14 protein-coding genes are annotated in these 12,978 nt (G+C 68.8%); 3 read left to right on the plus strand and 11 right to left on the minus strand.

The window, feature by feature from the left end:
• A partial coding sequence (locus NK1_RS32785) for a type VII secretion target (protein ID WP_157104563.1) occupies window positions 1–414 on the minus strand: 414 nt, incomplete at its 3' end.
• 116 nt (window positions 415–530) lie between these two features.
• On the opposite strand from NK1_RS32785, the gene NK1_RS34100 reads away from it, so the two are divergent.
• Window positions 531–704 (plus strand): hypothetical protein, encoded by a 174-nt coding sequence (locus NK1_RS34100; protein WP_245660995.1) that lies wholly within the window; start codon window positions 531–533, stop codon window positions 702–704.
• Here the strand turns inward: NK1_RS34100 and NK1_RS32790 are convergent.
• From NK1_RS32790 to NK1_RS35260, 9 genes are all read right to left on the minus strand, one after another.
• Window positions 701–3,340, minus strand: coding sequence for a hypothetical protein (locus NK1_RS32790; RefSeq protein WP_063015063.1), 2,640 nt, complete (start codon window positions 3,338–3,340; stop codon window positions 701–703). The two genes, NK1_RS34100 and NK1_RS32790, sit on opposite strands and share 4 nt — an antisense overlap.
• A 5-nt stretch (window positions 3,341–3,345) precedes the next feature.
• Window positions 3,346–3,651 (minus strand): hypothetical protein, encoded by a 306-nt coding sequence (locus NK1_RS32795; protein ID WP_063015065.1) that lies wholly within the window; start codon window positions 3,649–3,651, stop codon window positions 3,346–3,348.
• 33 nt (window positions 3,652–3,684) lie between these two features.
• Window positions 3,685–4,035 carry a hypothetical protein gene (locus NK1_RS32800; RefSeq protein WP_036509607.1) on the minus strand — a complete coding sequence of 117 codons (351 nt, stop codon included), beginning with the start codon at window positions 4,033–4,035 and terminating at the stop codon, window positions 3,685–3,687.
• A 27-nt stretch (window positions 4,036–4,062) separates the two neighbouring features.
• The gene (locus NK1_RS32805; RefSeq protein WP_063906177.1) at window positions 4,063–4,815 is read right to left on the minus strand and encodes a hypothetical protein; all 753 of its coding nucleotides are present in this window, start codon (window positions 4,813–4,815) and stop codon (window positions 4,063–4,065) included.
• On the minus strand, window positions 4,812–5,159 hold the full coding sequence (locus tag NK1_RS32810) for a YbaB/EbfC family nucleoid-associated protein (protein ID WP_063015067.1): 348 nt from the start codon (window positions 5,157–5,159) through the stop codon (window positions 4,812–4,814). The genes NK1_RS32805 and NK1_RS32810 overlap by 4 nt, the downstream gene beginning before the upstream one ends.
• Complete coding sequence (locus NK1_RS32815; RefSeq protein WP_063015069.1) at window positions 5,156–6,685, minus strand: PE domain-containing protein; 1,530 nt, start codon at window positions 6,683–6,685, stop codon at window positions 5,156–5,158. The genes NK1_RS32810 and NK1_RS32815 overlap by 4 nt, the downstream gene beginning before the upstream one ends.
• A 23-nt stretch (window positions 6,686–6,708) precedes the next feature.
• Window positions 6,709–8,421: a hypothetical protein gene (locus tag NK1_RS32820; RefSeq protein ID WP_063015071.1), complete on the minus strand. Its 1,713-nt coding sequence runs from the start codon at window positions 8,419–8,421 to the stop codon at window positions 6,709–6,711.
• On the minus strand, window positions 8,418–8,912 hold the full coding sequence (locus NK1_RS32825) for a hypothetical protein (protein ID WP_063015073.1): 495 nt from the start codon (window positions 8,910–8,912) through the stop codon (window positions 8,418–8,420). Before NK1_RS32825 ends, NK1_RS32820 begins: the two co-directional genes overlap by 4 nt.
• 131 nt (window positions 8,913–9,043) lie before the next feature.
• The gene (locus NK1_RS35260; RefSeq protein WP_063015075.1) at window positions 9,044–9,553 is read right to left on the minus strand and encodes a hypothetical protein; all 510 of its coding nucleotides are present in this window, start codon (window positions 9,551–9,553) and stop codon (window positions 9,044–9,046) included.
• A 1-nt stretch (window position 9,554) separates the two neighbouring features.
• On the opposite strand from NK1_RS35260, the gene NK1_RS32835 reads away from it, so the two are divergent.
• Window positions 9,555–10,661, plus strand: a complete 1,107-nt coding sequence (locus tag NK1_RS32835; RefSeq protein WP_167354342.1) for a transglycosylase SLT domain-containing protein — start codon at window positions 9,555–9,557, stop codon at window positions 10,659–10,661.
• Window positions 10,661–11,851: a lytic transglycosylase domain-containing protein gene (locus tag NK1_RS32840; RefSeq protein WP_063906178.1), complete on the plus strand. Its 1,191-nt coding sequence runs from the start codon at window positions 10,661–10,663 to the stop codon at window positions 11,849–11,851. Before NK1_RS32835 ends, NK1_RS32840 begins: the two co-directional genes overlap by 1 nt.
• Before the next feature lie 13 nt (window positions 11,852–11,864).
• Here NK1_RS32840 and NK1_RS32845 read toward each other — a convergent pair.
• On the minus strand, window positions 11,865–12,978 hold a 1,114-nt coding region (locus tag NK1_RS32845), incomplete at its 5' end, for a C40 family peptidase (protein WP_218023201.1).

The raw sequence follows: 12,978 nt of genomic DNA on the forward strand, positions 1-12,978 counted from the left end.
GGGCCCGGACCCCGGCGCGCCGACCTGCGGTCCGGTGGGGGCCTGGGTGCCCGAACCGGGCAGGGAGGGCGACTGCTGGTACGGCGTGGAGCCGGATCCGTTCGTGTCGTCGTACCGGCGGATGTTCGCGGCGCCGTCCTCGTCGCTGCGTTCGAAGGCGGCGGCGGCCGCACGCAATTTCGCGGCGGTGTCCCGGTGTTCTTTGGCCAGCGCGATACCCGCGTTCTGTCGCGCCTGGTAATAGTCCTGCAGGGCGCCGAGCACCGGGTCCGCGATATGGCCGTAGGTGTTGGGGAATTCCCGCAGCCAGTCGGTGGGAGGTTTCGCCCATTCCAAGGTGTCTTCGGCGACCCGATCGTGCTGAAGGGCCAAATCGAGTAAGACCGCAGGGTCGACTTCCATGCTGCCCGACATGCCGAATCAGATCCTTCCCACCGGTGACGTCCTCATTGTCGAGCCTTCCCATTCGCGGGAAGGGCGCGAGACGAATCAGTCCTGGGGGTGGTTGCCGGTTCCGCACGCATCTCGACATGCATCAGGGCCTGCTGCTGGTGCGCGCGGGGAACCGAGCCGAAGGCGTGAAGGTGGCGCGCGCCGCCCTCGACGCGTTCCCACCGGAGAAGCACTCGCTGACGCTGCGACTGCTGATGGCAGAGATCGAAGGCGAACAGAAGCAGCCGAGTTCGAGCCGGAGCGAGACCTAGCGAGGGGGCGGGGCGGTGATCGTCGGGCGCCGCACGGGTTCGGGGGTGACGGTGCCGGCCGGCACGGCCGCCAGATATTCCGCCACCTGTCCGTGCGCGTAGACGATGTCGCGCAGCCGCTGCCGGGACGGTTCGCCCGACATCAGCAGCACCATTTCGTTGCAGCGGCGGTGCGCGACCGACAGCCGCAGGGTCGCCGAATCGCTAGCCGATCGGCCTGCGGAGTGCTCGGATCGCAACTCCCCCAGGGGAACTCGTGAGACATCCGCCAGCAGCGGCAGCATGGAGGCCGCCAGCAGTTGATCGGCGTCGAACAGTTGCTCCCACCACTGCGCCTGCACCGGACCGCCCTGCAGGATCGTCTGCATGATGCGATGCCGGAGTTCGGCGGCGCCCAGGGAGGCGAACGGATCGGGACCCGACACCGCGAGCCGCTGATGGGCGTCGTAGGCGAAGTCCAGTCCCCGGCTGCCGATCCGGTCCGCGGGGATCGCGGCGACCCGTTCGAGGACCGGCGGCGCGGTCACCAGCTCCAGGCGGTCGGCCAAACCCGGTGCGGGAGTGGAGAAATCCATGGTCGGGGCGGGCTCGACCGACCCTTCGAGCGCGACCTCGCCCAACTGCCGGGCCAGCAACTCGTCGAAGGGTGCCGACGACACCAGCGCCGACAGCCGGGCCCCGGTACGCCGGCCCCAGCTCAGTGCGAATTCGGCGAGTACCCGGGCCGGATCGGCCAACCCCTCCCAGGCCGGCCCCTCGGCCACCGACCACACCCACGGTGTCGACAGTTCGCGGGGCAGGAAGACACCGGGCGGCAGCCAGCCGCGGCCGTCGTTGGACGTGACGAACGCGCTCACGCCGCCGTCGTGGCGCATGATCGACACCGCCCACTCGGTACCGACGGCGGGTGCGCCGCCGGCGGCGAGCAGACTCGCGAGCAGGCTGCGGGCCAGGACCAGATCCCCGTCGACCCGTTTACCCAGCATGAAGGTGGGTGCCGCCGCGGCGGCCATCGCGGCGCCCACCGCATTGCGAACCAGGTCCCCACTGCCCGTGGTTTCGTCACTGTCGGGGGCTTTGTCACTGCCGGCGTCCTTGTGGGCACCGGCTCCCGCCTCGCCGGTATGGCGGCCAGGCGGCTGACTCTTCGCGGGCCCGGTGGCCGGCGGCGCCGTGACGCCGGGCGCGGACACACCGGGAACCGCACCGGGAGACCCACCGGGCGTGGACGTAACTCGTGGTGCCGCAACGGCATTCCGGGAATCCGGCGCCGATGTCGCGCGCGGATCCGGCCCGGCCCCCGGCCCCGCGGCGGCGGGCGAGTTCGCGACCGGCGGCCGATCGGGCGTGAACGTCGGCTGTTGCGTCGTGAACATCGCCATCTGCGCCGCCATACCCGCCACCGCACCCGACGACGACGAACCCTCCGATCCGGTGGTGTCGTCGGTGCGGCGGCCGGGCCCGGCCGTGAGATCCGGCGCGCCCGAATCGCCGGCCCGCCGCTCGGCACCGGAATCGCCGGTGACGGCGCGACTGTCGTTGCTGTCGCTGTCGGTGTCGTTGTGTGAAACAGTCTGCGCCGCAACGGTATCCGACTGCGTCTGTGGCGCGTCCACCGTACGATGCTCCGGCGCGACCACCTCGGCCGCGGGGGTTCCACCGTCCGCCTGCGGGGTGGCCATCGGCCCGAGCGCACGACCGCCACCCGTCGGCGCGGCCTGCGGCGCCGGCCCGGAGCCCGGCTGCACCTGCACGGCCGGCCCGGCCGGCGTCTCGTCCTCCGGTGCGGGCGCGTGGCCGGTCGCCGGCTCCATTTCGTCGGGCGCGCTGATGTCCCATCCCGGCAGCCGGGACAGCGGTAGTTGAGATTCGTGGGGCCGCAGGAGGTCTCGCAGATCCTGCAGGCTCGGCAGGTGCGGAACGAAGGGGCCGCCCGAGGGCCGCAATCCCTGCGGCAGCGATCGGACCCCGTGCGTCCCGGGCCCACCCGGGCCGTCGCTTCCCGCGCGAGGCGAGCGGAATCTCGGCCCGCCGCCCGGGCCGTCGGAACCGTCCTGCCCACCGCGCCACGGCCCCGGCTGCCCCAGTGCCGCCGCGATCGCGGCCAATTCCGGCAGACCCTGCGGACCGACCTCGCGCAGCGCCGCCGCCGCGATATCGTCCACCTCGGCGCGAGCCTCGGCGAGGATCCTTCCGATATCGCGTCGGAGGCGTGCGTCCGCCTCGCTGCCGTCCCCGCCGGCTTCCTCTTCCTTCTCCCGCGCCGCCGCGGCGGCTGCCCGCGCCGCACGAATCTTGCGCAATGCCCCGTCGACGGCGTTGAGGATCCGGTCGCGGGTGCGGTCGACCAGACTCGACATCTGCCCGAAGGTATCGGCCGCCGCGACCAGCGCGTCGACGAATCCGCGCAGCGTGCCCTGCTGCGCCAGCAGCTCGTCCTTGATCGGCTGCAGGCTCGCGCTGGAGCGGACCCGATCATCGAAAGCCCGTCGCATGCGATCGGCCTCCGCCGGATCCAGCGCTTCGGCTCCCTCGCGCGCCAGCGCCTCCAGCCGGCCCCAGGCGCGCGGAGAGATCTCCGGCCAGTTGTCCCCGACGATGGCCTTCCAGTACGGGCTTTCGCGCTCCGGGCTCATCCGGATCAGACCGATTCGGACTGTACGTGTCCGCCGCCGTCGATATCGGCGTTCTTCAGGCCCGTCGCGGTGCCGTGGGCACGGGTATGGGTGGCGTGGGTCCGCCCGCGCAAGTCTGTGGCGGCGGTCTCGAACCAGCCGGTGACCTGATCGAAGACGCCCTTCAGGCGGAAGTCGAGCGGTGCTGCCGGGCGCTCGTCGACGGTCCAGCCGCCGGTGGTGGCGCCGACCTGGTCGGCGAACGATATCTTGGCCGCTGCGACCTGCCCCGAGACGGCGATGACGTCATCGGGATCGTCGATATCCAACATGGCGGGGACCTGTCTCGAAAGTGATTGCGCTGGTCAGGAATTGGTGCCGAATTCGGCGATCTCCATGGCACGGTAGGAGGATTCGGTGGGCAGATCGAAGGAGTCGATCGTGTACGGCCGGGTGCCGTTGTACTCCATCTCCGACCGCAGGCCCACCCGCGATTTGGTATGCGCGAGCCGGGCCAGTCGCAGGATCTCGGCGGCCAGCCAGGTATCGCCGTTCTCGCGCGCGTCGTCGGTGAGATGCAGTCCGACGACCTCTCCGTCGCGATCACAGGCGACGCCGACGGTGTGATCGGGGTTGAACACCTCGTAGACGCGGTTCTGCCAATCCGGTGCGGGCGGGGCGAGTTCGTCCTCGTCGTAGTCGTCGTAATCGGACATGGTCGGACTCCTGTCGTTGATGCGAAGCTAGGGACCTGTGACGATGCCCGGGGCGGACACCCGCCCGGGCGGCGCGGAAACGGCGGGGCCGGGCGGTTGCCCGGAGGCGACCGCATCGTCGGCCGTGCCCGACAGCCGGGCGGCGATGGCCGACCACGCCTCGTCGCCGACGGTCATGACCTGGTGCAGCTGCCAGAATCTCGTACCCAGATACATTTCCCCGGTGCCGTCCGGCCCGACATCCAAGTGGTCCGGGCCGTCGGTGGCCGGGTTCAGCGTGATCGTCGTCAGCGGCGGCTGCATATCGTCGACGTTGACGATCGTGGCGCTGCTGCCCGGTATGAAACTGGTGCGGCAGCGTGAGTCCGAGGCCGGTGTCAGCTCGGCGCTGTTGGTGGTGATCGTCACCTCCGGATTCAGCAGCAACTGCAGCACCCAGGAGCGCGCGGCCGGCTCGGGACGCGCGGCGGTGATCGAAATCGCCAGCGACGCCGCCAGATCCACCACCAGCACCGCCTGCGAGCTGGTGACACCGACGACGACCAGCCGGCGCGCGGTGCCGACCGGATCGGGCAGATCGTCGGCGGCGAAGGTCATGGCTGCCGACCCCGCACCGGCCCCGGTGACCGGATAGGCGTTGACGGTGCCCGTGGCCACGTCGATCGTGTAGGCGGCCAGCAGATCGGGTGTCCGCTCGGCCAGTCCGGCCAATCGCACCAGACCCTCGCCGTGCAGCCAGCGCACGGTGTCGGCGACGGTCACACCTCCCGGATCGGTCACGAAACCTGCTCCGGCACAGCGGATGCCGACGTATCCGACGCGTCTCCCCAGGGATCCTGCGCCATCAGCAGCTCGTACTGGCGGCCGGCGTCGGCACTGCTCTCCCGGATCGCGGCGATGATCTCCGCGACCAGCTCGTGCGACTCGAACCGGTCCACGGTGCCCGGTGCCAGGTACAGATCGGTGAGCCGGCCCATCGCGTCGACCTCGGGAATGACCGCACCGCTCGGCGAGGGTCGGCGGGCGCGGATGGCATCGATCTTCTCGCGCAGGTCGGCGATCTTGTGCCGGAGGTCGCGCGCGGCGTCCAGGGCCGCCTGCACCTCGGGATGGATATCACTCATGCGGAACCTCCGGTTTGCGTCGGAGCCTGGTTGGCCGGTCCTGGTGTCGCCGGTGTCACGGTCGGCGCGATGGTGGGCTTCTCACCGATCACGGCGTCGGTATGCGGCGTGTCGTCGACGTACATCAGGCGATCGGGATGCCAGGCCACCACCCGATTGCGCTCGTTGTTCGCACCTCCACCGCCCATGCCGGGAGACATCGGCATGTACGGCATCATCGGCGAACCGGTGCCGGCCGCGCGCGCCGCCGACCCGGCCGAATTCTGCAGCGATTCGATGACCGGCGTGCGCGGCAGATTCGACGACGCACTGCTCACCGCTCCCGTGGCCGATCCCACCGTGGGCATCGGCCCGACCGCGACGGGCGACGACGTCGCCGAACCGATCGCGCTGGTGAGATCGCCGATCGGGGTCACATCCGCGCCGACGCCGCCGCCACCGCCGGAATACCCGTAATCGCCCCCGCCGGTGTCGTATCCGTAATCGCCGTAACCGTAGTCGTCGAGGGAGCCGGTGCCGAGATCGTTCGATTCGTTCATGCCCATCATGGGCATGCCGGCGGCCATCATGCCGCTCATCACCGTCGGCAGCATCGAGGCGAGCGTGCTCATCATCTGACTGCTGTCGCCCGAACCGTTCGACTGCCCGGATGTCGATGCCGCCGTTCCGGTTTCGGAATCTCCGGCATTCTGGGCCTGCTCGACACCCACCGTCGAGTAGTAGGAGCCGATCGTCTCCGCCGACCGGGCGTTCTGCTCCTGGAATTTCGCCAGCGCGGCCTGAATTCCGAGTTGATTCTTCGACCGCATGGACCGCACCAGTTCCTTGCGGGCGGCGATGATCTCCTCCGGAGTGGGGTGTTTGGCTTTCGCGGTGTCGAAAGCCTTGGTGTACGTGTCGATTCCGTCGGCGAGTTTGCCGAGCGTGGAGCCGAGGGTATCCAGCCACGTGCGATGGCGGCCCAGCCGCGCGGCGGCCTCGGAGCCGACCGGTGTCCAGTGCTGCATGACGGAAGCGGCGCCGTCGACACCGGTCAGGGCCGCCGCATGCGTGGTGCCCAGATAGTTCCGGACGTCGGAGACGAATTGGGTGGCCGGTCCGGTACCGGGACCGGCCCGGAGCTGCTGGGCGAAGGTCAGCGGATCGACCGCACCACCCGAGGTGGGCAGGCCGAAACTCGGCGGGCGGCGCAGCGCCGGCGGATCGATGTCGGACACCGGATTCGCCAGCACCTCCCCACCCGGCCCGCCGATGACGCGTGCGCCCTCGTCGTCGGCGTCGGTGTAGCGCTGCGCGGCCTCGCCGATCTTGTGCGCCGTGCGGTGCACCTCGTGCAGAATGCCCGCCATCCCGTTCATCAGGCTCGCGGCATGGGTGTTGAGCTGCGGAACCGCCTGTGCGGAAATGGGATCGCTACCCGCGGGCAGCACCCAGCCCGTGGGCATCGACGCACCGGTGCCGCGCGCCAGCTCGGCCAGTGCCGCCGCCGCGGCGGCGAGCTCGGTCGGATCGACCTGTAACGCCACACCTGCCTCCTCTCACCACAGCCTCAGGTCGGCGTCCCGACCGCGGCCGACAACACCCCGCCCTGCTGATCTCCGGGCATCGGCATCCCCGGCGCCGCATCCGCTTGGTGGTCGGGGGCCGTGGCCTCGATACCGCGCGGATGCTGGAATTCGGTGAATGTGCCGAATTCCCCGGCCTTTCCGGACATCGTGTCCATCTTGTCGGAGTCCAGCTTCTGCAGTTCGCCGTCGATGATCGCTTCGATCGTGCCGTCGGTGCCGGACCCGAACACCGCGAGCACGGCGGTCGCCTTCTCCCAGACACCGACGTCGCCGGTCATCAACTGGTTCGGATCGATGTGATCGCCGATCTGCTTGTTGTCGGTCCACTTCGCGGTCGTCTTCTCGTACGCCTTCTGCGCGTCGGTACCGCCGTGATTGCCGAACGCCGCGTCGAGCGCCTGCGCCACGATGAGCGACACCTTTTGCGTGCGCCCGTCGGGGAACGGGTATTCGACGGTGCCGTCGGCCCCGGGGGTACGTCCCGGTGGCACCGCACCGGCCTGCTGGCTCTGCGAGGACGACGCTCCCTTCGGCGCCGCATCGGATTGCGCGGTCGCGGATGCGGGCGACGCGGCCGGCTGGGTCTGCTGCGGAGTGGCGGCCGCCGGTTGCGCCGAGACCACCGGCTGCTGCGGATACGTGGGCTGCAGGCCGCCGTTGCGACCGTTGAGCCCCTGGTCCTGCATCTGGCGCATCATCTGCATCTGAGCGAGCATCGGCAGCATCTGACTCATCATGTCGCCCATACCACCCATGCCCGACCCCATTCCCGAACCGAGAGAGCTCATTCCGGAATCCGGTGAGGTCATACTGGCCGGAGTGGCCGAGATCGGGCTCGTGCCGCTCGTCGAACCGGCGCCGAGTCCACTGGGATCGGATGCCGAATTCGAGCCCGAGGACAATCCGTCGGTGAGCGAACCGTCAGTGCCGGTACCGGTTTGATCGGTGCCGGTGCCGGCGCCGTCGAGGCCGAAATCCATGGGGGTGTAGGAGTCGTCGCCGCTGCCCTGCTGGCCGAGCAGGTTGGGATCGTAGGTGGTACCACCACCGCCCCCACCGCCACCACCGCCGGCGAGTTGTTGCTGCAGCGATTTGACCTGGCCCGTGAGATCCTTGTTCTGCGCCGTCAGCGTCTTGACCTGGTCGGTCAGTTTCTTGACTTCCTCGCTTTGCCCCTTGACGTCACCGCCATCCTTGTCCAGCTGGTTGTGCGCCTTGGTCATCGTGTCCGTGCCGGCGTTGAGTCCCTCGGTGACGTAGGTCATGATGTGCTCGTCCTCCGTCATATTGCCTTTCGGAGGCTGAGATGCGGCAATGCTGAGGGTGTCGATGACGTCCTTCAGCTGGTCCTGGAATTCGTCGCCGTGTTTGCCGGCTTCTTTGACGAATTTCGCGATATTCTCGTCCGCTGTTTCCAGGCCGTCGTAGGCGTTGCGCAGTTTGATGGCGACCTCCCCGTAGGAGGCGAACAGGTCCGACGACGCCAAGGTCGACTGCGTGACCTGCGGGATGGGCGGCTTGTCCGGCGGCGCGATCGTGTCGCGGGAACCGAAAGCCTTCCAATGTTTTTCGAAGGTGTCCTTGTAGTCCCCGTCCAGCCAGTCCTCGATCACCGGCGAGATCGTCAGGCTCTTCGGCCACAGGCCCTCGCGGCGCTGATCAGGCACCAGGAGGTTCGGCATCTCCTTGGTCATGCACCGATCACCGCGTCGTTGTCGCTGGTCACGCCGCCCGAGTACCGATTTTCCTTACCGGCCGGACGAGTGGGGAGAACTTTCGGCATCGTCGGCGCCGCATTGGCTTCCGGGTTGTAGATCACGCTGCCGAGAGTTCCACCGGCGCCACGCAGCACCGCACGGCCCAGCGATCTCTGCAGACCTTTACCGCCACCACGGGCGGCTACATTCTTGACGGTTTGCAACGGGATCTTGCCGATCAGCCCGACGCCTTTGCCCAGCAGACCCTTGGCGAGCAACTTCTCGCCGAACATACTGCCGATCTTGCCCCCGGGAACCGCGGCGAGCGCACCGGTGATCGCCGCGGCCTTGAGTCCGTCGGTCACACTGCCGGTTTCGATGCCCGTCCAGATCCCATCCGTCGCGGCGCCGGCGACCGCACCGACCACGGGTATCGCGGAAACCGCACCGACGACCACGTCTTTCAAGCTGAGCCCCAGAAAACTCATGAGATCACCTATCTGCGACGAGCACCCGGACTCGAACCGAACAGCCGCGACGTTGGGTTGTTGCGACACTCACGACGACTTCATTGTCGATGATTCCCAGGACTGGGAAGTGACGATCGCGGCCGCACCAGTCAGGATGATTCAGGAGGATCCTGACGGTCGGGAGGAGGGCGCACAGTGACGAATCTTCGCGGTGCACCACCCTCGGCCGGCACTGTCGCGCAACGGGTTCCGATACCCCGTGCGTCGAGGTGAGCCGCGATGACGAGCGCGGAGATATGGCAGGCCACCGCCCCGGAGGACAACCCGGAGCCGGTCGAATCGGACTCCGGAACCGGCGAGGGGCAATCCGCCAGACCGACGCCGTGGTCCAAGCCTGCGCGGCAGAGCTCGGGACGTTCCGGTCTGCCGATTTCCGGTAGTCCGGCGGCATCCGACACCGCGACGCCGGTCTCGGACTCGATTCGGCCCGAGCAGACTTCCGGGCGCACGGTACCGGCCGCATCGTCGGTCCCGGCGTCCTCCGCGTCGACGTCACCCTGGGCGGCCGGGCGTGCCGCGCCCGCGGAATCGGCGGCTACGCCGGCGACTGTGCCGAACTCCGCGGTTCCGGCGTCGGCGCCCGCTGCCGGTTCGGGCATCGTGACTCCCCGCTCCACAGCTCGAGGGGGTGAGGACGGCGAGACCGGCGACGGCGGGATGGCCGATCCCAGCGCCCTCACCTCGGCGATGCTGCCCGCCATGAGCATGCTGCCCATGCTCGCCTCCGCCCTCGCCGGTCTCGGTAAGAACGGTTCGGGCACACAGCAATCCGGCAACGGCAACGGCGGCGGAACAGGGAGCAACGGAAGCGGTGGGCTGACCCCCGAGGCGCAGCAGGCCCTCGAGGCGCTGCGGAAACTCAAGGACACCTACGGCGACGAGGGCAAGGCGCCGACGAGTCCCGATTCCGGCGGCAGCGGAAAACAGCTCGACACCCGAACCGGGTCGGGCAGCGCCGGCAGCGGAAAAACGGCCGCGCAGATCAAGGCGCATCAACTGTTCCAGCGCAATGCGGCCACGGCCTTCAACACCCTCGACAACGACCTCGTCGACTACATGCGCCGCCACGCGGGAAAGCACACCATCGACAAGAAGGCCGTCGCCCAGCTGCTGCGCGATGTGGATACCGCGCTCGCCCAGCTCGGATCGGCGGCCTACACCAAGACCGGGCAACTGCAGGTCCACCGGATTCTCACCAAGGCGCTCGAGCAGGCCACTCGCATCGTCGGCGGTGGCAGCGCGAACTCCAAGGAGGCGGCATCCGAAATCAACCGCCTCACCAAGCAGTACATGTATAACCTTGCCGGACAACAGCTTTCGCGCTCGAGCGGTTCGGGGACGAAGGTCGGCGGCACCGTCGGGCAGTGGATCGAGCAGGCGCTGGGCGTGCTGGCCGCCGCCGGAGTCGATACGAGCCGCATAGATCCGCAGGCGATCGCGATCATCATCCAGCACGAATCGGGTGGTAATCCATCGGCCACCAACAATTGGGACAGCAACGCCGCCAACGGAACTCCGTCGATCGGCTTGATGCAGACCATCGGCCCGACGTTCAATTCGTATGCGCTGCCGGGCCATCGCAACATCTACAACCCGGTCGACAATATCGTCGCGGGAGTCCGGTACGCGATCTCTCGTTACGGTTCGGTCAGCAATGTGCCGGGCGTGGTGGCCGTTCGCAACGGGCAAGCCTATCGGGGCTACTGATGGCCGGGACGCGAGATACGGCCGAACCGACCGACGGCGCCGGACCCCAGACCGGAATCGCCACCTCCGAACCACGTTCGCGCGCAAGCCGATCTCCGGCGCCGGCACCCGCGAGACCCCGCGGCGGTCTTCCCTCGACACTGCCGGGCACCGGGGCCGCCACCGCGGCCCCGCCGAGCTCACCGGCGCTCCCCGCCGCCGTTCCGTCCGCGAGCACCGCGGCGGCCGCGTCACTCGCCGGCGGTTCGGATATCGCGATGCTGGCCGGGGCGGCCGGCCCACTGGCGATGGCCGCGATGAGCACGTTGAATTCGATCGCCGGTCATTTCGGTGAGGGCGTCCCGACCGCCGAGACGGGCCGATCCACGGCGCCGCCGACCCTCGCCGACACCGGAGCGCCGACCGGCCCGATCGCCTGGGACAGTGGTGCCGGAGCGCAGTATTCGGCTGTGCGTCAGTCGAATTCGGCGGAATCGGGCGCGTTGGGCGAGGTGAATACCGAACTGCGCCGCATTCTCGGAACCACCGTCGAGGACACCATGGCGGGGCGGGCGGCGATGGTCGCGATCATCGCCGAGACCGATGCCGCGCTGACCGCGCTCGGCAAGGTCGGCACCGGCGCCGCCGCGCAGAGCCAGGTGGTCGCCGCGCTGGATGCCGCCCTGCAGCGCGCCGGTTCGGTCCTGCGCGGCGGGCAGGCACAGTCGGCAATCAGCGCGGAGCAGATCAACGCGCTGGCCGCACGCTATATCCGGGATTCCGGTGGCGGCCGCCCGGCCCGGGTATATCGAGCGGCCGGCGCGAGCGGCGGGCCTCCGGGGACGCGGCCGGTCGGGGCGGTCGGTCAATGGATCGACCAGGCCATGCAGATCCTGCGCCAGAACGGCTACGACACCAGCCGGATCGATCCGGCCGATATCGCCACCATCATCGCGCACGAATCCGCCGGAAATCCGCACGCGATCAACAACTGGGACAGCAATGCGGCGGCCGGAACGCCGTCCAAGGGCCTGATGCAGACCATCGACCCGACCTTCGACGCGTATGCCCTTCCGGGACACCGGGATATCTGGAATCCGGTCGACAACATCATCGCCGGTGTCCGGTACGCGATCCATCGCTACGGATCGGTCGATCGCGTACCGGGCATCGTGGGCATGCACCGAGGGACCGGCTACGTCGGCTACTGAATGCCGGTCCCGTTCACTTCGCCCAGCGAGTGGCGTGATAGCTGCTGGGCAGATTGACCACGCGCACCACGGCTCCGGTGTGCGGGGCCTCGACGCACTTGCCGTTGCCGATGTACATCATGACGTGACCGGGATTGCCGTTGTTGAACTCCGACTGCGGGAAGATCAGGTCGCCGGGCTGGATGGCGTTCGGGGGGACCTCCGGCAGCTGGCGGTACTGGGCCGATGCGACCCGCGGAATCTGCACACCCGCGGCCCGTGCCGCGTACTGGGTCAAACCGGAACAGTCGAACGAATTGGGCCCTTCCGCGCCCCAGACATAGGGATCGCCCTGCTGCTGCAGGGCCACCTGGACCGCCTTCTGCGCGGCCGACGACGCGGCCGTACCCGCCGGCTGGGTGTATTTCCGGCCCGCCAGGTTGTACATGTACTGCTTCGTGAGACGGTTGATTTCGGCCGCGGCCTCCTTCGAGTTCGCGCTGCCGCCGCTGACGATGCGGGTAGCCTTCTCGAGGGCCTTGGTGAGGATGTCGTGCACCTTCAGCTGCCCGGCCTTGGTGTAGGCCGCCGAGCCCAGTTCGGCGAGTTCGGTGTCGACATCGCGCAGCAGCTGAGTGACGGCCTTCTTGTCGAGTGTGTGCTTGCCGGCCAGCCGGCGCATGTAGTTGACCAGGTCGTTGTCGAGAGTATTGAACGCCGTGGCCGCATTGCGCTGGAACAACTGATGCGCCTTGATCTGCGCGGCCGTTTTCCCGCTGCCGGCGCTACTGCCCGACCCGGTGCCGGTGTCGAGCTGTTTTCCGCTGCCACCGGAGTTGGGACCGGTGGGATCCTTACCCTCCTCGCCGTAGGTCTTCTTGAGTTTCTGCAGTGCGTCGAGCGCCTGCTGCGCCTCGGGGCTCAGCGTGCCGCCCGAGCCGGATTGCTGTGTGCCGGAACCGTTTCCGCCGCCGCCCTTACCGAGGCCGGACAGCGCCGAGGCGAGCATGGGCAGCATACTCATGCCCATCATCGCGGCCGGCAGGATCGACATCATGGTGTCCGGGTCGAGGCCGCCGCCGTCGTGCCCGTCCGCGCCCCGTCCGGCCGCCGGTTGCGGTGGCACGGCACCCGCCCCGGTACCCGGC

It is taken from the genome of Nocardia kruczakiae NBRC 101016 (assembly GCF_001612965.1).
GTDB lineage: Bacteria > Actinomycetota > Actinomycetes > Mycobacteriales > Mycobacteriaceae > Nocardia > Nocardia kruczakiae.

Excerpts from the sequence above, each read along its gene's own strand:
- NK1_RS32790 (WP_063015063.1), bottom strand. The coding sequence starts at position 3,340 with ATGAGCCCGGAGCGCGAAAGCCCGTACTGGAAGGCCATCGTCGGGGAC.
- NK1_RS32810 (WP_063015067.1), bottom strand. The coding sequence starts at position 5,159 with ATGAGTGATATCCATCCCGAGGTGCAGGCGGCCCTGGACGCCGCGCGC.
- NK1_RS32795 (WP_063015065.1), bottom strand. The coding sequence starts at position 3,651 with ATGTTGGATATCGACGATCCCGATGACGTCATCGCCGTCTCGGGGCAG.
- NK1_RS35260 (WP_063015075.1), bottom strand. The coding sequence starts at position 9,553 with ATGCCCGAACCGGCAGCGGGCGCCGACGCCGGAACCGCGGAGTTCGGC.
- NK1_RS32800 (WP_036509607.1), bottom strand. The coding sequence starts at position 4,035 with ATGTCCGATTACGACGACTACGACGAGGACGAACTCGCCCCGCCCGCA.
- NK1_RS32825 (WP_063015073.1), bottom strand. The coding sequence starts at position 8,912 with ATGAGTTTTCTGGGGCTCAGCTTGAAAGACGTGGTCGTCGGTGCGGTT.
- NK1_RS34100 (WP_245660995.1), top strand. The coding sequence starts at position 531 with ATGCATCAGGGCCTGCTGCTGGTGCGCGCGGGGAACCGAGCCGAAGGC.
- NK1_RS32840 (WP_063906178.1), top strand. The coding sequence starts at position 10,661 with ATGGCCGGGACGCGAGATACGGCCGAACCGACCGACGGCGCCGGACCC.
- NK1_RS32820 (WP_063015071.1), bottom strand. The coding sequence starts at position 8,421 with ATGACCAAGGAGATGCCGAACCTCCTGGTGCCTGATCAGCGCCGCGAG.